Genomic DNA, 19564 nt, shown 5'->3' with positions numbered 1-19564 from the left:
CCACTTATAGTGGCTGCCTGTAATTGTGATGCGATGACAAACTTTCAGCACCCCTTTGAGGGGTCAGCACGAGTTGACCCTTCTAGGGTCTGAGCAAACCACTAGTTCACTAGTGGTTTTGATTTATATTTACTTATTCTTCGTCTGGGTTTTCCCAGTTGTGCCAAATTTCTTGAACATCATCATTATCTTCTAATGCTTCAAGTAGTCGATTCATTTTTGAAATATGAGTTTCATCTGTCAAAGCAGTATATGTAGATGGAACTTGTTCTATTTGTGCGGAAGCAAAAGTGTAGCCTTTGTCTTCTAACGCTTGACGTACTGCACTGAAATCGGCTGGATCTGTTACAATTTCAATTGCATCATCTTGATAGTCAATATCAGCTGCACCACATTCCATTGCATCATCCATTACTTTTTCTTCATCAATGCCATCATTTTCAATAATGATTACGCCTTTTCTTTCAAACATAAAGGATACACATCCCATAGTTCCAAGATTTCCGCCAAATTTATCAAAATAATGACGGACATCAGCCGCAGTTCTATTTTTATTATCAGTTAAAGCTTCTACTATAACAGCAATACCGTTTGGTCCATAACCTTCATAAACAGCAGTTTCATAACTTTGCTTATCTCCATCACCTGCTGCTTTTTTAATAACTCTATCAATGTTATCATTTGGCACATTGCTTGCTTTCGCTTTTGCTATTAAATCTTTTAATTTACTGTTTGAGCTCGGATCAGGTCCACTCTCCTTAACGCAAACCGTAATTTCTCTTCCTATTTTTGTAAAAACTTTAGATCTTGCAGCATCATTTTCACCTTTTTTACGTTTAATGGTGCTCCACTTTGAATGTCCTGACATGGTGGTTTCATCCTTTCTTTGATTATTATACGTAATCGTATCAGATTAAATTTATTAATTAATAATCATACCTACTGATTATACCAATTCAGCGTGTATGAATCAATACAAAATTTTGTGGCAAGTATTTCATCGCATATGTGTTTTTGTTCTTCACATAATAATATCGAAAAGAGGTGAATATCAATGGCAAAAAACAAAAACAATAAATTTTCTAAAAGCACAAACCCTGTTTCTAACATGAACGATTGTAAAAACGTTCATAGTCCTATGGATTCAGGTATGAACAGCACTTATTCTAATGTAAAATCTAAGACAAATTCTAAAACTACAAACAAAAACAATCCTACAGATTGCAGAGGCTAATTATTAAGAATAATACAAATTGTTGCAAATAAATATATCATTTGAATTTTTGGGGTATTCCCCACTGATAACATGAATCTTGGGCGAACAATGTTCGCCCAACTTTTTTATAAATCGTTCGATTTAAAACCGGAACCCACAATTTCATTCGCACTGGTTATGATAACAAATGCATTTGGATCAATTGCATTAATTATTTTTTTCACTTTAAAATATTGATTTTGCCGTACAGCACACATAACCGTTGGCTTTTTTTGTTTTGTATAAGCTCCATAAGATTCTAATATAGTAGCGCCACGATTCATTTGCGTCATAATAACCTGTGCAATTTCTTCGGCTTTATCAGATACAATATACATGAGCTTGCAAATATGAAAACCATATAAAACCATATCTAATGCAGTAGAACATACATATAAACCAACTGCTGCATATAATACCGGCTCAATACTTCCATAAGCAATACCCGAAATAGAAATAATAATTAAATCTGTACACAGCGTTATTTTGCCAAGTTTCATATGAGGCACTTTTTTTAGAATAATACGGTTAATAATATCCATACCACCTGTAGAGCCACCCCGAGTTAAAACAAAGCCTATGCCAAATCCCATTATGATTCCACCAAATATTGCAGCCAGTAATTTATCTCCATGATACACTGGAAGATATACTAAAACATAATCAATTGCAACCGTAAAAGTAACTAGTGATATGATTGTTTTAAGCATAAATCGCTTACCTAAAAAGATTAGTCCGATTACCATCAACGGAATGTTTAAGCAAATATTAACTGTACCAATCGAAAAACCGGTTAGATAGTTAATAATGATTGAAATACTAGATACTCCTCCAGGCGCAATCTTGTTTGGAGCAGTAAAAAAATGAACTGCGAAAGCAAACACAAAAGTTCCTAGCATTGTAATAAGTATATCAATAATAAACTCTTTCGGGTTTATTTTGGTTTGTGGTGTATATATTTTTTTCATCCTTAATCCTCTTTCACTAGTACAACTACGCAAAGTAAGCTTCGATTATTGCATCTAGCTTAAATGTTTAAAAGAAATTATATACTTTCTGTTTGCAATCCACTAAAAATAATCTCAAACAACTCTAAAACACGATTTGTTTGATTCGTTAAATATAAATAACCAAACAATGCTTCTAGCCCTGTTGCTCTTCGATAATCCTGTGGGTTAGCATTTTTAGGAACATGGTTTCCATTTGCATTGCGACCTCGTTTATATACAGCCGTTTCTTGTTCTGTCAACAAATCTTTTACTAGCTCATAAGCTTTGGATTGTGCAGAAGCACATACAATGGATACCGACTTTTTATGAAGCTTATTCACAGGCATATTTCCTTGTGATAATATTCTTTCACGAACCATAAGCTCATATACACAGTCACCGATATATGCTAAACTTAAGCCACTATATTGGTTTATATCTTTGAGATTTGTTTGTTGTTCTATCATGTTACTTCCTATCTTATATAGTCAAATTCGAAATCATAAATGTTAACGATATCGCCTTCATTGATACCCATCTCTTCAAGCTTATCAATAATTCCGCTGCTTCGTAATACACGTTGGAAATATTGCAAAGACTCATAGTCTTCCATATTTGCTGTCATGAGCACAGATTCTAAGAATGGCGCTTCTACATAATATATTCCGTTTTCTACTTTTACTTCAAAGGAATTAAATTTACTTTCACGTTCTGCAATTTCTTGTTCTGTAAATGGTTGTGGTTCAAAATATTTAATTGGAGGTAACTTTTGAAGCTCAGCATAAACTTTTTGAACTAAATCATGTGTACCTTGAGTTGTAGCTGCAGAAATTTCAAAGAACTGATATCCTTTTTGTTCTATATATTGTTTAAACTCTGTAATTTGTTCTTCTGTTGCCATATCGCATTTGTTGGCAACTACCAATTGTGGGCGAGTAGACAATTCTTCGCTAAAGCTTACTAGCTCGTTGTTAATGGCTTCAAAGTCTTCAATTGGATTTCTTCCTTCAATGCCGGATACGTCAACAACGTGTAACAATAAACGGCAACGCTCAACATGGCGCAAGAAATCATGGCCTAGCCCTATGCCTTCGCTTGCACCTTCTATTAAGCCCGGAATATCCGCCATAACAAAGCTCTTGCCTTCACCTATTTTTACAACACCCAAAACAGGTGTTAAGGTTGTAAAGTGATAATTCGCAATAACTGGCTTTGCCGCACTTACTACAGAAATTAAAGTAGATTTACCTACATTCGGGAATCCAACAAGTCCGACATCAGCCAATAATTTTAATTCCAAAGTTACTTCGTATTCTTCACCTTGTTTGCCTGGTTTAGCAAAACGAGGAATTTGTCTTGTTGCGGTTGCAAAATGCTGATTTCCAGCGCCGCCTTTTCCGCCCCTTGCAACAATAACAGGCTCTTTTGTAGAAATATCAGCTAAGATGCGTCCACTTTCAACATCTTTAACTAAAGTTCCTTTTGGTACTTTGATTACAAGATTCGTGGCGCCTTTACCGGAACAGTTTCTGGCTCCTCCGTTTTCTCCGTTTTCTGCAACATATTTTCGCTTATAACGGAAATCAACCAAGGTAGACATTCCTTCATCCATAACGAAAACAACATCGCCGCCTTTTCCGCCGTCGCCACCATCGGGACCGCCAGCTGCAACATATTTTTCTCTATGGAAAGATACTGCGCCATTACCGCCATTTCCTGCTCTAATTGAAATCTTAACTTTATCTACAAACATTTATTTACCGCCTTCATCAATTTTGCCTTATTCTATTCATACTAATTTGCATTCAAAACAAAATACAAAAGACATTTTAAATGCTAATTAATATTATATACATTATTATATATAAATCTTTACAATATATCAATAGAATTATACCAGAACTTAGTCCTAATACTAATTCTCATTTAAAATTACAATTGAAAATTTTAAATGAACCACATAAACTAAACCTTGTTTCAAGAATATTAGATACTAATTTGTAAAATTAGTATCTGGATTATTTAAAATGAAATTAGTATCAACAAAAAAGTGTGCTTAAAAAGCACACTTTTTATAAACTATTTGTTATTGAGCAGCGTATACGCTAACCTTTTTGCGGTCACGTCCTAAACGCTCAAATTTTACTTTGCCATCAACTTTTGCAAATAGTGTGTCATCGGAACCACGTCCAACGTTTTCACCTGGGTGAATATGAGTACCACGTTGACGAACTAGAATGTTTCCAGCTAGAACAAATTGTCCATCAGCACGTTTAACACCTAAACGTTTAGACTCAGAGTCACGACCGTTCTTTGTAGAACCTACACCTTTTTTATGTGCAAAAAATTGCATATTAAGTCTTAACATAACATTACACCTCCAAGTCGGTTAATCGAATATGATCTTTGTAATCTTGTGATAGTAATTCTAAATGTAATCGCAATGCTTTTAAAAAGTCAACTGCGCTACTGTTATCACAATCGGGTAATGAAAGCCTTATTTCATTTTCGAAAACTCCTACTGTTGCAGGAACTTTCAAAATTTCAGTAATTGCATTTGCGGTTAACTCCACAGCAGAAGTAACAGAAGCACAAACGATATCTAGTCCAAAGTCTGCATAACCTGCATGTCCTTTTACACTAAATCCAATTAAGACTTCATCTTTCAAATAAAATTCAGCATGAATCATAAACTAAGCTTTGATAGATTCAATTCTTACTTTAGTGTAAGGTTGTCTATGACCTATTTTGCGGCTGTAACCTTTTTTAGGTTTGTATTTGAAAACAGTAATTTTCTTTCCTTTGCCGTTTTTGATTGCAGTAGCTTTTACTTCAGCACCATCAACATAAGGAGTTCCAACTTTGATACCGTCGTTACCACCAACAGCGATTACTTTACCAAAAGTAACAGCTTCGTTTTCAGTCACGTCTAATTTTTCGATGAATACTACATCACCTTCGTTAACACGGTATTGTTTTCCACCAGTTTCAATAATAGCGTACATTTACAGGCACCTGCCTTTTCTTTAATCTCGCTGTTCACGGGGCAAGCTAAAAGCTTGACTTAAAAAACCCTACACATGCGGCTTTATTATTTTATCATACATAGCTATAATTGTCAATATTTATTTTACAATTATAATTGTTCGTTTAAATCAATAACAATCCAGTTCCCATTTGCATTATACACCCAAGCTTTTCCTTGATATGGCATTATTGCTCTGGTATAGATAAATGGAGTTATTTCTTTGCCAGTTTTATCAATATAACCCCATTTACCGCCTTTTGTGATTGCTGCATACCCACTTGAAAAATTATATAGAATTTCTTTTTCGTAATAGTTTGAGCCAAAACGTATATTTGCCTCAAACAAATCGCTAAATTGGCAAGGAATCACTACCTTACCCGTTTCATTAATATAACCCCATACCCCATCTTTTTTTACAGCAGCTAAGCCATCTGAAAACGGATGAACGCATTCATAAACTAACGGAGTAATTAACTTACCCTTTGTCATAAATCCATATAATCCACGATAAGAAGTTACGCTATATTCAGTATAATCTTCTTTGAAATTGGATTCTATTGTAACACTTTGAACAGGGACTGGAATTGAAGATATCATCTCTTGGCTAATCGGTGCTACATCAATATAAGTGTTATATGGTTTATTTGTTACGGTGTCCCAGACAAAAATCGGATGCTCTACACCATGACCTAAATGTTCCTTTGAAGATTTTAAGTCATTGGACATAACTTTGCCGTCTGCTATAATTCCTTCATAACAAAGATGAATGTCTTTATACTTAATTGGTAGTACAATATCCCCGTTGTAATCTACTAAACCATACAAATCATCTTTTGTTACAACAACATAGCGATCAGTCGTTTTTGTGTTTTCACTTGTGCGAATTCCAGCAATTTGGGAAAGCATGGCTCCTTGTAGGGAAAAGGCAGCCTTTGCGTCGGAATCAACGTCATGTGTAACGACTTCTTGACTTGAAGCAGAAGCTTCAGATGAAGACATATAAGAAGAGGTTTGCGATGAACTATTCGGTTTTGGGTTATGCTTGCAAGAGTCCAATGAGAAAATTGCTAAAATAACAAAAACAAAACTACAAACCCTTTTCATCTTTTAACCCACCCATATCTACAGAGTATTATCATGCTAGATAAATTGATTCAGCTAAAACTCGATATAAAATAAATGGCTTTTAACTTGTTTTCATTATATGCATCATACTATGCTTTATCCCTCGTAAGCAGCTTTTAAAATAGTATAAGCACGTTCACTATCTGCGCTTTGTACTACAATAGAAATATCAACATCTGATGTTGTAATTAATAAAATATCGATTTTTTCTTCATTTAATCGATTAAATACATCAGAAGCAACCCCCACCTTACTCGGCATTTCTTCACCAAATAAGCAGATTTTAACATTTCCAACTGACACTAATGGTTTTATATCATGAACTTCTAAATGCAATTGATTTACTACCTTCAATAAATCAGGTACTTTTGTATCAATTACAGTAAAAGAAATTGTATTGTGTGTGCCCTTTGGCGCAGTTTGAGAAATCATATCAACGTTAATTCCCGCTTTAGCAGTTACGTCAAAAATATGTGACAAAAACTGAATGTTTGCTGGGGCATTTTCTAAAGTGACCACTGCTACATTTTCAGTCATACTTACTTGGCTGATTACTTTCATAAAATATCCGTTCCTTCCTGTGATGTTCACTCTTTATGTGCATTGTAAATAAAGCTGTTAGTTTTACTTTAACTAGAATGAAACGAGCAAATTTTCATTTCTATTGATAATCAGAAGTTAAAAACTGAGAGTTAATTACTTTTTTAACGAGTTGTTCAATATAATCATAATTAAATTCTTTTGTTCTTGTTCGTACTCCATGTGAAGATGCAAGCTCTTTTGTATATTTAGAAAGTGGGTAGACTTTTATATTAGTATAATTTGCGCCATAATGTGTTACCACAGGTAGGAAATGAACTTGTTTCAACTCGATTTTTTTGGTTTCAAAATTCTTTTCAACAGTAACATCCAGCATACCGCCAATCATTCTTGGCCCATACTCTTGAGCTGAAATGAAATTTCCAAGAGAATAACACACAACGCCCTTACTTCCATCGGGACGTTCCACATATTCAACAGGTTGAATGACATGAGGATGATGGCCTAATATAATATCTGCTCCCCATGTTATCATTTTTTTTGCCAATGCTTTTTGAGTCTCATTAGGAACATTTGTATATTCAACGCCCCAATGTGCATTTACAACAACCACATCCGAAATGGTTTTGGCTTTTTTTATTTGTTGTTGAATTCTTTCTTCATCCATTGTTCTTTCAAGAACAATATCAGTATCCTTAGGTAAGTTCAAACCATTTGTAAGCTCTGTCATACCTAAAAAGCTGAATACAACTCCATTGCGTTCCACAGTACGAATATGATCTGCATCTTGTTGATTACGATATACACCAACTACTTTTGCAGCTTGCTGAGTTTCCCAAAAATCAAGAGTAGAAATAATACCTTTTGCCCCTTTATCAATACTATGATTATTCGCTTGATTAAATACGTCAAAGCCAAGCTTTAACATATGTTTACCGAGCTCTTGGGGTGAATTAAACATCGGATAAGAAGATGGAGCAAAAATAGATGCTAACATTGTCTCTTGATTGATTGAAGCAATATCTGCCTGACTAATAATATCTTGCATTTCTTGATACGCATATGTAAAGTCGTAGCCAACACCACCTGCTCTTTTATGTGCTTGATTATAGATTCCTTCATGAATCAAATTATCACCTACACCCAATAGTCTTACCGTTGCAGGAGCCGGTGTTGGTGGCTTTTGCTGTTGAGACGAAACCACCTGACTTGAAATTGGTTGGTCAACCGGCTTAACCGTATCTTTTCCTATCGCTTTAACAATTGCTAAGACAATCGTTAGTATGATTGCAATAATTAAAATTGCAATACTAACAACATATGTTGATGTGAGCTTCATTTTACTTTTCTTAAAACGCATATTTTTACCCACCTTACTGAATATGTTATTTTTATTAGATTATAGCAAGTCGCTCATGCTATAAAGCCCCGGTTTTTGGTCTTTTAAGAATTGTGCAGCTTTTAGTGCACCTACTGCAAAAATGTCTTTTGACATTGCTTGATGAGTTAATGTTACAATTTCATCACGACCTGCAAAAATCACTTCATGTTCACCAACAATTGTTCCGCCACGAACCGCATGAATACCAATTTCATTTTTTTGACGCTTTTGGCGTTTAGAATGACGGTCAAACTCATATTGATATCTTTCTTGTGCAGTTTGGTTAATTGCATTTGCCAACATAATAGCCGTTCCGCTTGGTGCATCAATTTTTTGATTATGATGTTTTTCGATAATTTCAATGTCAAATTGATCTCCCAATACGGCTGTTGCTTTTTTTGCTAGGTCAATTAGCAAATTAACGCCAAGTGACATATTGAAAGTAAAAAAAACGGGAATTTTATTGGATGCTTGTTTGATTAGGGCAATTTGATCTTCGTTATATCCGGTAGTTGCCGCAACCAATGGAAGGTTATTGCTAATTGCATATGTTAATAAATCATTCAAGCAAGATGGATGAGAAAAATCAATAATTACATCTGCTTTTTCCCTACATTCAGTAATAGACTTATGTATTGGGAAAAGTGCATATTCTTTATTGTTTAAATCTACTCCACTTACAATTTTTGTGTTTTCGAAATTGTGGGAACAATTTTCAATAACATGTCCCATTCGACCGTTTGCACCACTTAAAAGTATTCTAGTCATTCCCCATACATCCTTTATTTTTATTAGAATTTAATCTCAATTTAGAATCAACATTTTAATCACATTATTATTACAAAAAGTGCAATTCAAATTTTCAAATGTCCTTAAAATATCACTCACGTATACATAATTTTAGTATAACACAAATCTGCACAACGTACAACCGATTTATAGTTGAAGTGTGCAGATTTCATATGGTGTAATATTAAATTAAGTTTATTTTTTTCATAACATCTGATAATTTTTGAATTTGCTGTTGCGTCATCTTTAAAAGTGGCATTCTGCATTCACCAACTTGAAGCCCCATTAAATTCATTGCTTCTTTTACCGGTATAGGATTCACATCCATAAACAATGCATTAATAAACTCTAACAAGTCTAGTTGCAATTTTGCACTTGCTTTCACATCACCTTTAAAATACAACTCACAAATATCATGAGTTTGCTTTGGTAGCGCATTTGATAAAACAGAAATTACGCCAATACCACCAAGAGATAAAATCGGTACAATTTGATCGTCATTACCAGAGTAGATTGCTAAATCATTGCCACATGCAGCTTTTATCTTTGCTATTGCGCTAATATCGCCACTTGCTTCTTTAGCTGCAACAATATTTTGATGAGCTGATAACACTTTGTAAGTATCAACTGCAATATTTGTTCCCGTTCTACTTGGTACATTATATAAAATAATCGGCAAATCAGTTGCATCGGCAATATCTGTGAAATGTTTGATTAGCCCACGTTGAGATGTTTTATTATAATATGGCGTAACATGCAACAACGCATCAGCGCCAAGTGACTTTGCTTCTTTAGAAAGTTCTACTGCGTATTTTGTATCATTACTACCCGCACCTGCAATAACCGGAATTCTACCATTAACGTGTTTTACAGTATATGCAATCGCATCAATATGCTCTTGGTCTGTCATTGTTGCAGATTCGCCAGTAGTTCCGCAAACAATGATACTATCTGTATGATTTTCTATTTGAAAATCGATTAACTCACCTAATTTATCATAGTTAATTGTTCCATCTTCAAACATTGGTGTAATAATTGCAACGCCTGCGCCTGTGAAAATTGTCTTTTTCATCTAGGTCATCTCCTTAAATATGAACGGCTATCATTGTAGTAATTCCATTCGAATTAGTCCATATAACCTTTTGCAGCCAATAGTTCCGCCATTAACACTGCACCACCTGCTGCGCCTCTTACTGTGTTATGAGAAAGACAAACAAATTTATAATCATATTGGCTATCTTCTCTTAGTCTGCCAATAGAAACAGCCATTCCGTCTTCCATATCACGGTCTAGTTTTGTTTGCGGACGATTATCTTCTTCGAAATAATGTAAAAATTGTTTTGGAGCTGAAGGTAAGTTTAATTCTTGTGGCTCACCTTTAAATGCAGCCCATTTTTCTTTAATTTGCTCAATCGTTGGCTTTTTATCGAAAGATACAAATACAGCTGCCATATGTCCATCAGTACAAGCTACGCGTAAACATTGCGTTGTAATTGCCGGAGCAGTTGCAGGAACAATGGCACCGTTTTCGATTTTGCCCCAAATTTTCAAAGGTTCCTTCTCACTTTTTTCTTCTTCTCCGCCGATAAACGGAATTACATTATCCACCATTTCAGGCCATGTATCAAATGTTTTGCCTGCACCGGAAATTGCTTGATACGTACATGCTAATACATTTTTAACGCCGAATTCTTCCATCAATGGATGTAATGCTGGCACATAGCTTTGTAGAGAACAGTTTGATTTAACAGAAATAAATCCTCTTTTTGTTCCTAAACGTGCTCTTTGTGCTTCAATAATTTCTGCATGATCTGCGTTAATTTCAGGAACAATCATTGGCACATCAGGCGTAAAACGATTTGCAGAGTTATTGGATACAACCGGACATTCTGCTTTTGCATATGCTTCTTCTAATTTCTTAATTTCCTCTTTTGGCATATCTACTGCACAAAATACAAAATCCACTTCACTTGCGATTTTTTCAATATCTGCTGTTGCATCTAAAATAACAATGTCTTTCATTTTTTCCGGCATTGGTTTTGGCATAGCCCAACGATTTTCTACAGCTTCTGCGTAAGTTTTACCAGCGGAACGAGATGATGCCGCTAATGTTGTTACACGAAACCAAGGATGGTTTTCTAATAAAATTGCAAAACGTTGACCTACCATGCCGGTAGCTCCAATAATTCCTACTTTAAAATCTTTCATTGTGATAATACCTCCGTTAAATTATATTATTGCTTCGCTCTTTTTATAATGTTAAATAATAAGAATTAAATATTATTATACACTATAAAAAAACCGATAATCATCTAGTGGCTAATACGAATTTGCGTTTCATGTCTTTTGATACTATGCAAGCTCTGTAATCCAAAGCTTTTTCAAAAATAATCAAGGTTGCTTAAACGTAAATATGTATAAAAAAAACCGGTTGAAAACCGGCTCATCTTATATTATAATAGAAACGTTGACTAATTTACAAAAAACTTGTAGAATAAGTCGATAGCTCTCCATCATAAGTATGATGACAATCTTACAGTTATTCACTGCAAAATCAGGATAATCGCTGCCAACGACTTCCTTCGGCGAACCCCCCTTTTGATATATGATTCACGATTTTGGCAATCTCCCATATATCTACTATTAAAGTCCGCAACCTCTATCCGATTATTGCTGATACAATAACATTATATTACCACCTACGAAAGAATGTGTCAATTACTTTCCTACACAAAATCAATCTTTGTATAAATTCAATATGCTTACGGGAAATATTTGTCACTCATATGGTGAATTTAATTATATAATAATCTTTGATTTCAATATAAAATAATAAAGAAAGAATGGGATTGGTTTGAAATTGATTTTTCAAACATTTAAAAAGGATGGTTAAACTATGAAAACAAGCGATTTTTACTACGATTTACCCGAAGAGCTAATTGCGCAAACGCCTTTAGAGCCACGTGACAGCTCAAGACTGATGGTTTTAGATAGACAAAACGGTGATATTGAACACAAACATTTCTATGATGTGATTGATTACTTACAAAAAGGTGACTTACTTGTTATCAATAACTCAAGAGTATTACCTGCTCGTCTTTACGGCAAGCGAACCGATACAGATGCAAACATAGAACTACTGCTATTAGAACAAAAAGGAAATAATCAATGGGAAACCCTCGTAAAACCGGGCAAAAAAGCAAAAGTGGGTGCTGTAATTTCTTTTGGAGACGGTAAACTGATTGGTACGATAAAAGAAGTGCAAGAAGATGGCAACCGTATTATTGAATTTCAATGTGAAGGTAATATCTATGCTGTTTTAGATGAAATCGGCCAAATGCCATTGCCTCCTTATATTACAGAAAAGCTAAACGATAAAGAGCGTTATCAAACTGTATATTCAAAAGACATAGGTTCTGCTGCTGCACCAACTGCGGGTTTACATTTTACGAAAGAATTACTCCAAAAAATCAAGGACAAAGGTATTGATATTGCCGAAGTTACGCTGCACGTTGGTTTAGGAACATTTCGTCCTGTAAAAGTAGATGATGTAACCAACCATAAAATGCATTCTGAGCATTATATGATGAATGAAGAAACTGCAAACAAAATTAAAGAAACTAAAAAAAATGGTGGTCGTGTTTTTGCAGTTGGAACAACCAGTTGCAGAACGTTGGAAAGCATTGCAACATTTCAAGGTGAGATGAAAGCTTGTGATGGATATACCGATATCTTTATCTATCCCGGCTATCCATTCAAAATTATTGATGGCTTGATTACCAACTTTCATCTACCGGAAAGCACACTAATCATGCTAGTCAGCGCATTTTGTGGATATGATAATACTATGAATGCTTATAAGGTTGCTGTTGATGAAAAATATCGTTTCTTTAGCTTTGGCGATGCAATGTTAATTGTTTAAACTCAATTGCAGAATGTAGAAATTGTCAATTCGTTTGCTACTGTGTATGCACATGAATTCTTTACACAATAAACGATAAAACAGTTATATGAAATTTTATTTAGAAAGGTAAAATAAATGTATCGATTAATAAAAACACAAGGAACCGCAAGACGTGGTGAATTTAAAACTGTTCATGGAACAGTACAAACACCTGCATTTATGAATGTAGGTACATCTGCCGCAATCAAAGGAGGAATTTCCTCACACGATTTGGTAGATTTAAAATGTCAAGTAGAATTATGTAATACTTATCACCTGCATGTTCGCCCAGGCGACAAAATTGTTCGTAAAATGGGTGGTCTTCATCAATTTATGGGTTGGGAACGCCCTATTTTAACAGATAGTGGTGGATTTCAAGTATTTTCTCTCTCTAAATTGCGTACAATTTCAGAGGAAGGCGTTACATTCAACTCTCACGTTGATGGCAAAAAGATTTTTATGAGTCCCGAAATCAGTATGCAAATTCAATCAAACCTAGCTTCCACAATTGCTATGGCATTCGATGAATGTGTAGAAAACCCTGCAAAATACGAGTATGCAAAAGCTTCATGTGAGCGTACTACTCGTTGGCTTGAACGCTGTAAAGCGGAAATGGCAAGATTAAATTCTTTACCTGAAACATTAAATAAAAATCAATTGTTATTTGGTATTAACCAAGGTTGTACTTTTGATGACCTCCGAATTGACCACATGAAACAAATTGCAAAGCTTGATTTAGATGGATATGCAATTGGTGGTTTGGCTGTTGGTGAAACAAAAGAAGAAATGTATCATATTATTGAAGTAGTTGAACCATATATGCCGACAGATAAAATTCGCTATTTAATGGGTGTTGGAACTCCATCCAATATTATTGAATCTGTTGCTTGTGGAGTAGATATTTTTGATTGTGTTATGCCTAGCAGAAATGCACGCCATGGCCATTTAAATACATGGACCGGTATTCGCAATATCTTTAATGCAAAATATCAAGAAGATGAATTGCCAATTGATGAAGAATGTGATTGCCCAACTTGCCAAAAATACTCCCGTGCTTATCTTCGTCATTTATTTAAAGCAAACGAAATGCTCGGTATGCGTTTAGCTGTTATGCACAATCTTTATTTCTATAACACACTAATGGAGAAAATTCGTCATGCTTTAGATACCGATACTTTTGACGAATTCAGAGAAAAATACTCTGAGTTGCTTGATACACGTATTTAAGTATAACCCAATTAAATTTTCGTTTATTTTATTATTTAAGGATTGGATGACAAAATGAGTTTCATTGAAATTTTATTAATCGGCATTGGACTTTCCATGGATGCAGCATGTGTTTCCATGTCAAACGGAATGTGTTTCCAAAACACAAGATTAAAACGTGCATTAACGATTGGGCTTGCGTTTGGTTTATTCCAAGGACTGATGCCGTTAATTGGATATTATGCAGGTTCTGTTTTTTCTGAGCAAATTTCAGCTTTCGACCATTGGATTGCTTTAGTTTTATTGGTATTCATCGGTGGCAAAATGATTTATGATGCATTAAAAGGTAGTGACGATGACAGTTGTTCTACTAATTTCACTTTAAAGCTTTTATTCGTGCAAGCAATTGCCACAAGTATTGATGCATTAACAGTTGGCATTACCTTCGCTGCAATAAGGAATGTAAATATATATTTTGCAGTTTCAATTATCGCTATTACCACTTTTGCATTCAGTGTTGTTGCCGTTTATATTGGGAAAAAAATAGGCACAAAACTAAATTCGAAAGCGGAGCTATTTGGAGGTACTATTTTAATTCTAATTGGATTAAAAATATTTATCGAACACATGTGGTTTTAGAATAAAATATGTTGAGGGTATCGTCGTATAATGACGATACCCTTTAAATTTTTTAAGCTTGATTTTATGTATTAATAAAGTATTGTTTAATTATGTATAATTTTATGTTACTATTTACAATACAAATCAATTAACTGTTAGGAGAAAATTATGCTTATATTTTCAATAATAATAGCTACCATTGACGCAGCAATCTTGTTATACTTTATTAGAAAAATCATAAACAAAGACAACAATTTTAAAACAGTTGTTCATCTTCCACTTTCTTTAGCCATTTTTGGTATTGTAATAAATATTGCTGGTGCAATCAGCAATATATTTGCAAGCTATAATTATAATCTAATATGGCTTTGTGTTTCGTTACTCATTATGATTTTAGGTATAGCTGCTTTGCTATGTCAAACAAACCAAAAAGTTGTTTTAATTTCCGAAAATAGTTTTACAAGCACCACTTTTTGGGGAAAAGCAAGCACTTACACCTTCGATGAAATAAAATCGATACAAAACAATACTGATTCTTATACTCTTTTTGTAGAAAATAGTAAAATACATATTGAAAGTATTGCTTTGATAGAGGAAGAGTTTCTTGAAAAGGTAAATGTAGCCCTCGAACGACATGTTGAAAATATTGAAGGTCCATCTATACAAGAATAATCTTACAACCACACTCAAAAGGCTGGTAGCGATAACGCTACCAGCCTTTATTGCACATATTAGTGAAAACTATGCTTTGTTTACAGAACCGAAAAGTTCCATTTTTTCTTTTACTGTTGCTTTAATAGCTTCAAAACCAGGACCTAGAAGTTTTCTTGGGTCAAAGCCTTTACCACTTAGGTCTTTACCTTCTTCGATGTATTTACGAGTAGCCGCAGCAAAAGAAAGTTGGCACTCAGTATTTACATTGATTTTTGCAACGCCTAAAGAAATTGCTTTTTTAATCATATCTTCAGGGATACCTGTACCACCATGAAGAACTAAAGGCATACCTACAGTTTTTGCTTGAACAGCTTCAAGGGTTTCAAAGCTTAAACCAGCCCAGTTTGCAGGGTATTTACCATGAATATTACCGATACCAGCAGCAAGCATTGTTACGCCAAGATCAGCAATCATTTTACATTCATTAGGATCAGCACATTCACCAGCACCAACAACGCCATCTTCTTCGCCGCCGATAGAGCCAACTTCAGCTTCTAATGATAAGCCCTTTTCTGCACAGATTCTAACTAATTCTTTAGTTTTTGTAATGTTTTCTTCGATTGGGTAATGAGAACCATCAAACATTACAGAAGAGAAACCAGCTTCGATTGTTTTTAATGCGCCTTCGTAGCTGCCGTGATCTAAATGTAGAGCTACAGGAACAGTAATGTTTAGTTCTTCTAACATACCGTTTACCATACCAACGATAGTTTTGTAGCCGCCCATATATTTTCCAGCACCTTCAGAAACACCTAAAATTACTGGTGAATTGTTTTCTTGTGCTGTCAATAAAACTGCTTTTGTCCATTCAAGGTTATTAATATTAAATTGACCTACTGCATATTTACCTGCTGCAGCTTTTTGTAACATTTCTTTTGCTGATACTAGCATAATTGCATATCCTCCTAAGATTCACTTTACTTTAGCAAAACTAATTGTTATAGTTTTGTCAACTATTTTATTATAATATAAACCCTTTAAAAAAGCAAACAATTTCACTTTTTTTATTGCTATTCTTCAATAATAATCCTAACCTATGTTATACTAACAATAAAACAAAGAAAGAGTAGGAACAAACATACAATGAAAAGTAAACTCAAAGATATTATTATATATTGCATTACAATTGCCTTTTCGATTGCTTTTATAGTAATTGGAAATCGTTTTTGCGACACTTCAAAGTACCGTGCAAAAGTCCAAAAGATTGAAACACATACCGCAAAGATAACCAAAATCACTGATGTTACTTTAGATGAGTATTCCATTGGTGAAGGTGTAACCAATGTGGATAAAACCATACACTTTAATGCGATATTAAAAAGCGGTAAAAATAAAGGTCAAACAATATCTGCCATACAAACAATAGACGGAATGATGGCCACAAACCCCAAAGACGTAGAGGAAGGCGATAACATTATTTTATCTTATTTAAGCTTAAATAATAACGAAAGCATGGAATGGGTTTTTGAAGATTATCATCGAAGTAATGCACTTATTTGGCTTTGCATTGCATTTTTTGTACTTGTTTTGCTATTTGGTAAAATTAAAGGTGTTAATACAATTATTTCACTTGCATTTACTTGTCTTTCTATCTTTGCTGTATTTATTCCTGCTATTTTAACGGGCTATAATATTTATACCTTAGCAAATATTATTTGCATTTTTATTATTATTATGACATTGCTTATTGTGAATGGAGCAAATAAGAAATCTCTCGTTGCCGGAATTGGGTGTGTTGGTGGTGTTGCTGTTACTGGTTTATTAACGTTATTTATGAGTAAAATCATGCTTCTTACAGGTGCAGTTGACCAAGAAGCCATGTTCTTATTGTTGCTCAATGAGGAAAACCCGATAGATTTAAGAGCAATCATTTATGCGGCAATTTTAATTGGTGCATTAGGTGCTACAATGGACGTATCTATGTCAATTGCTTCAGCTTTATTTGAATTAAACGAAAAAGTTCAAGATCGCTCTTTCCATTCGCTTGTAAAATCCGGCTTTGCCATTGGCAGAGATATTATGGGAACTATGGCGAACACATTAATTCTAGCTTATATTGGTAGTTCACTGGCTATCGTTCTTCTTCTAACTGCAAATACCGGCTCACTTCTATCATTATTTAATCGTGAAATGATAGTTGTTGAAATATTACAATCACTTGTTGGCAGTTTAGGCATTCTTTTCACTATCCCAATTACCTCAATATTAGCTGGATATATCTATCACAAAAAGGTTATAAAAAAAGATGAAATAGACTGCCAAAAAGAAAATCCCCCACATTGCGAGGGAGATATTATGTAAAATCCATATATTTACATCTTAAGTTTGACAATTGTGTTTATTTTTGTTATAATAAAGCAACAATTATTATGTATAAATTACCCTATTTTAGGGGCTTGAGGGCTTGTTCGTATATAATGAAAAAGATATTGCTGTGCAATTCCCGCTATTTCGCTGAATTCTTTTGGAAAACCGTCGGTATAATAATAGGATAGTACTTTTTTAATCCATGTATCAATCGGAAATGCTTCTACTTTATAAAAGCCAAACAGCAACGCACATTCTGCTACTTTAGGGCCGACACCCTTTATCGTTCGCAACTCTGCTCTAGCCTCATCAATTGGCAAAGAGCCCACTTGTTCTAATTTGATTTGACCTGACTGTACTTTCTTAGCACAATCTAATAAATATTCATCTCGATAGCCTAAAGAAAGCCCTTGTAAATCTTTCTTTTCCAGTTGTGACAATACGGACGCTGTTGGAAACGCATAAACTGTTTCTGATAGCTGATTTCCATAGCGTTCACACAACTTTTCTATTGTAGATTTAATTCTTGGAATATTATTATTTTGCGATATGATAAAAGAACAAAGTGCTTCAAATGAATCTTGTTTTAAGATACGAAGGCCCTTAGCATATTCAATAGATGCCTTTAATGGTTGATCACACATTAATCGCTTTTTTATCGATTGATAATCCGTATCTAAATCAAAATAAGCTTTCCAAATATCATTAAACTCTTTGATCGTTGTATTATAAAAAATTACTTCGTCATCCGTTTGCTTCAAAGTTAAAACTCTGTCAAAAACAACTCCTGTCATTTTATTATCCTCTTGTTTTCTCCAACGAAAACATTGACCGCAATCCAGAGTGTTTACAATATGCAAATCATCTTGCGATATGGATAAATGAAGGTTATTTTCGTTTGTAGCAATTTTCACATTATACTCCTTTGCTTTTATTTTAATTATAAAGCATACCATATTACCGGAGGTTCGTCAACTATGATTCAATCCATTTATACAATACCAATTCAGGATGTTTTCGAGCCAAAATGTGGCTGTCCTATTTGCAACTTACAAAAAATGTTGGAAGAACGCTGTCTTTGCTATATTCTCGGTGATGCTATGATGCAGCCCGATATTCGCCAACAAACAAATTATTATGGATTTTGTTCTGACCATTTAAAAAAAATGTTTTCAAGGCAGAAAAAGTTGCCACTAGCCCTAATGCTTGAAACACATTTAGACGAATTAGAGAAAAAGCATGTAACGAATCAGCCAAGAACCAAGAAAAGTCTACCTTCACCTGCAAAAACCTGCTTTGTTTGTAATGAAATCAATGAAGCATTAAACAATATTATCAATAATACAATCAAATTATATACCGTTGATTCAGATTTTCGTAAACTATTTAAAGAACAACCCTTCTTTTGCTTTTCTCATTATGATTTGCTCGTTGAAAAAGCATCAATCTTATTAAATAAAAAGGAAATCATCCCATTTATGAACGATATTTCCGAAGTCACTAAAAACTATTTAGTAAATTTAAAAAACGATGTTCACGCTTTCTCAACAATGTTCGACTATCGCAATAGCAAGCAAGAAATTACTGATGAAAATATTCTTACTTCACTAGAAAGGGCTATTACCTTTTTATCTTCTAATTAAGCGTAAATAAATGTTATCATTAA

Annotated in this window: 22 protein-coding genes and 1 riboswitch; of the genes, 7 read left to right on the top strand and 15 right to left on the bottom strand. The window is 34.2% G+C overall.

Features of this window, described 5'->3' with window-relative positions; all coding sequences use genetic code 11:
- Positions 1-133 precede the first annotated feature (133 nt).
- Positions 134-868 (bottom strand): YebC/PmpR family DNA-binding transcriptional regulator, encoded by a 735-nt coding sequence (locus RBG61_RS13925; protein WP_307944486.1) that lies wholly within the window; start codon positions 866-868, stop codon positions 134-136.
- 186 nt (positions 869-1054) lie between these two features.
- On the opposite strand from RBG61_RS13925, the gene RBG61_RS13920 reads away from it, so the two are divergent.
- Positions 1055-1234: a hypothetical protein gene (locus RBG61_RS13920; RefSeq protein WP_307944484.1), complete on the top strand. Its 180-nt coding sequence runs from the start codon at positions 1055-1057 to the stop codon at positions 1232-1234.
- 107 nt (positions 1235-1341) lie between these two features.
- Here the strand turns inward: RBG61_RS13920 and RBG61_RS13915 are convergent, their stop codons facing one another.
- The 12 genes from RBG61_RS13915 to asd all read right to left on the bottom strand — a co-directional run bounded on the left by RBG61_RS13915 (position 1342) and on the right by asd (position 11315).
- A complete protein-coding gene (locus tag RBG61_RS13915; protein ID WP_307944483.1) occupies positions 1342-2223 on the bottom strand; it encodes a YitT family protein in 882 nt (293 codons plus the stop codon).
- 77 nt (positions 2224-2300) lie between these two features.
- Positions 2301-2711, bottom strand: a complete 411-nt coding sequence (locus RBG61_RS13910; protein WP_307944481.1) for a Mini-ribonuclease 3 — start codon at positions 2709-2711, stop codon at positions 2301-2303.
- A gap of 8 nt (positions 2712-2719) precedes the next feature.
- On the bottom strand, positions 2720-3997 hold the full coding sequence (obgE, locus tag RBG61_RS13905) for a GTPase ObgE (protein ID WP_307944479.1): 1278 nt from the start codon (positions 3995-3997) through the stop codon (positions 2720-2722).
- A 333-nt stretch (positions 3998-4330) separates the two neighbouring features.
- A complete protein-coding gene (rpmA, locus tag RBG61_RS13900; protein ID WP_307944477.1) occupies positions 4331-4612 on the bottom strand; it encodes a 50S ribosomal protein L27 in 282 nt (93 codons plus the stop codon).
- Between the two features lie 4 nt (positions 4613-4616).
- A complete protein-coding gene (locus RBG61_RS13895; RefSeq protein ID WP_307944476.1) occupies positions 4617-4934 on the bottom strand; it encodes a ribosomal-processing cysteine protease Prp in 318 nt (105 codons plus the stop codon).
- 3 nt (positions 4935-4937) lie between these two features.
- Entirely contained in the window at positions 4938-5249 is a 312-nt protein-coding gene (gene rplU, locus RBG61_RS13890) for a 50S ribosomal protein L21 (RefSeq protein WP_307944474.1), read from the bottom strand.
- Between the two features lie 131 nt (positions 5250-5380).
- Complete coding sequence (locus tag RBG61_RS13885) at positions 5381-6376, bottom strand: WG repeat-containing protein (protein WP_307944473.1); 996 nt, start codon at positions 6374-6376, stop codon at positions 5381-5383.
- Between the two features lie 117 nt (positions 6377-6493).
- On the bottom strand, positions 6494-6958 hold the full coding sequence (locus RBG61_RS13880) for an ACT domain-containing protein (RefSeq protein ID WP_307944471.1): 465 nt from the start codon (positions 6956-6958) through the stop codon (positions 6494-6496).
- A 100-nt stretch (positions 6959-7058) separates the two neighbouring features.
- On the bottom strand, positions 7059-8297 hold the full coding sequence (locus RBG61_RS13875) for a CapA family protein (RefSeq protein ID WP_307944470.1): 1239 nt from the start codon (positions 8295-8297) through the stop codon (positions 7059-7061).
- 39 nt (positions 8298-8336) lie between these two features.
- Positions 8337-9086: a 4-hydroxy-tetrahydrodipicolinate reductase gene (gene dapB, locus RBG61_RS13870; RefSeq protein WP_307944468.1), complete on the bottom strand. Its 750-nt coding sequence runs from the start codon at positions 9084-9086 to the stop codon at positions 8337-8339.
- 205 nt (positions 9087-9291) lie between these two features.
- A complete protein-coding gene (gene dapA, locus RBG61_RS13865; RefSeq protein WP_307944466.1) occupies positions 9292-10179 on the bottom strand; it encodes a 4-hydroxy-tetrahydrodipicolinate synthase in 888 nt (295 codons plus the stop codon).
- A 53-nt stretch (positions 10180-10232) separates the two neighbouring features.
- Positions 10233-11315: an aspartate-semialdehyde dehydrogenase gene (asd, locus tag RBG61_RS13860; protein WP_307944464.1), complete on the bottom strand. Its 1083-nt coding sequence runs from the start codon at positions 11313-11315 to the stop codon at positions 10233-10235.
- Between the two features lie 287 nt (positions 11316-11602).
- A riboswitch (Lysine riboswitch) is annotated at positions 11603-11777 on the bottom strand.
- Between the two features lie 226 nt (positions 11778-12003).
- On the opposite strand from asd, the gene queA reads away from it, so the two are divergent.
- From queA to RBG61_RS13840, 4 genes are all read left to right on the top strand, one after another.
- Positions 12004-13029: a tRNA preQ1(34) S-adenosylmethionine ribosyltransferase-isomerase QueA gene (queA, locus tag RBG61_RS13855; protein ID WP_307944462.1), complete on the top strand. Its 1026-nt coding sequence runs from the start codon at positions 12004-12006 to the stop codon at positions 13027-13029.
- A gap of 117 nt (positions 13030-13146) precedes the next feature.
- The gene (gene tgt, locus RBG61_RS13850; RefSeq protein ID WP_307944461.1) at positions 13147-14277 is read left to right on the top strand and encodes a tRNA guanosine(34) transglycosylase Tgt; all 1131 of its coding nucleotides are present in this window, start codon (positions 13147-13149) and stop codon (positions 14275-14277) included.
- A gap of 54 nt (positions 14278-14331) precedes the next feature.
- Complete coding sequence (locus tag RBG61_RS13845; protein WP_307944460.1) at positions 14332-14895, top strand: manganese efflux pump MntP family protein; 564 nt, start codon at positions 14332-14334, stop codon at positions 14893-14895.
- A gap of 150 nt (positions 14896-15045) precedes the next feature.
- Complete coding sequence (locus RBG61_RS13840; RefSeq protein WP_307944459.1) at positions 15046-15549, top strand: hypothetical protein; 504 nt, start codon at positions 15046-15048, stop codon at positions 15547-15549.
- 69 nt (positions 15550-15618) lie between these two features.
- On the opposite strand, the gene fba is transcribed toward RBG61_RS13840, so the two are convergent.
- Positions 15619-16482: a class II fructose-1,6-bisphosphate aldolase gene (fba, locus tag RBG61_RS13835; protein ID WP_307944458.1), complete on the bottom strand. Its 864-nt coding sequence runs from the start codon at positions 16480-16482 to the stop codon at positions 15619-15621.
- A 192-nt stretch (positions 16483-16674) separates the two neighbouring features.
- On the opposite strand from fba, the gene RBG61_RS13830 reads away from it, so the two are divergent.
- Complete coding sequence (locus tag RBG61_RS13830; RefSeq protein WP_307944457.1) at positions 16675-17892, top strand: YibE/F family protein; 1218 nt, start codon at positions 16675-16677, stop codon at positions 17890-17892.
- 77 nt (positions 17893-17969) lie between these two features.
- Here RBG61_RS13830 and RBG61_RS13825 read toward each other — a convergent pair whose 3' ends face one another.
- On the bottom strand, positions 17970-18812 hold the full coding sequence (locus tag RBG61_RS13825; RefSeq protein ID WP_307944455.1) for a DNA-3-methyladenine glycosylase family protein: 843 nt from the start codon (positions 18810-18812) through the stop codon (positions 17970-17972).
- Between the two features lie 63 nt (positions 18813-18875).
- On the opposite strand from RBG61_RS13825, the gene RBG61_RS13820 reads away from it, so the two are divergent.
- A complete protein-coding gene (locus tag RBG61_RS13820) occupies positions 18876-19541 on the top strand; it encodes a DUF6062 family protein (protein ID WP_307944454.1) in 666 nt (221 codons plus the stop codon).
- Positions 19542-19564 lie beyond the last annotated feature (23 nt).

Origin of the sequence: Paludicola sp. MB14-C6 (assembly GCF_030908625.1) — a bacterium.
Lineage (GTDB): Bacteria > Bacillota > Clostridia > Oscillospirales > Ruminococcaceae > Paludihabitans.
The sequence above is the reverse complement of the archived record's forward strand: the minus strand, read 5'-3'. Positions and strand labels throughout refer to the sequence as shown.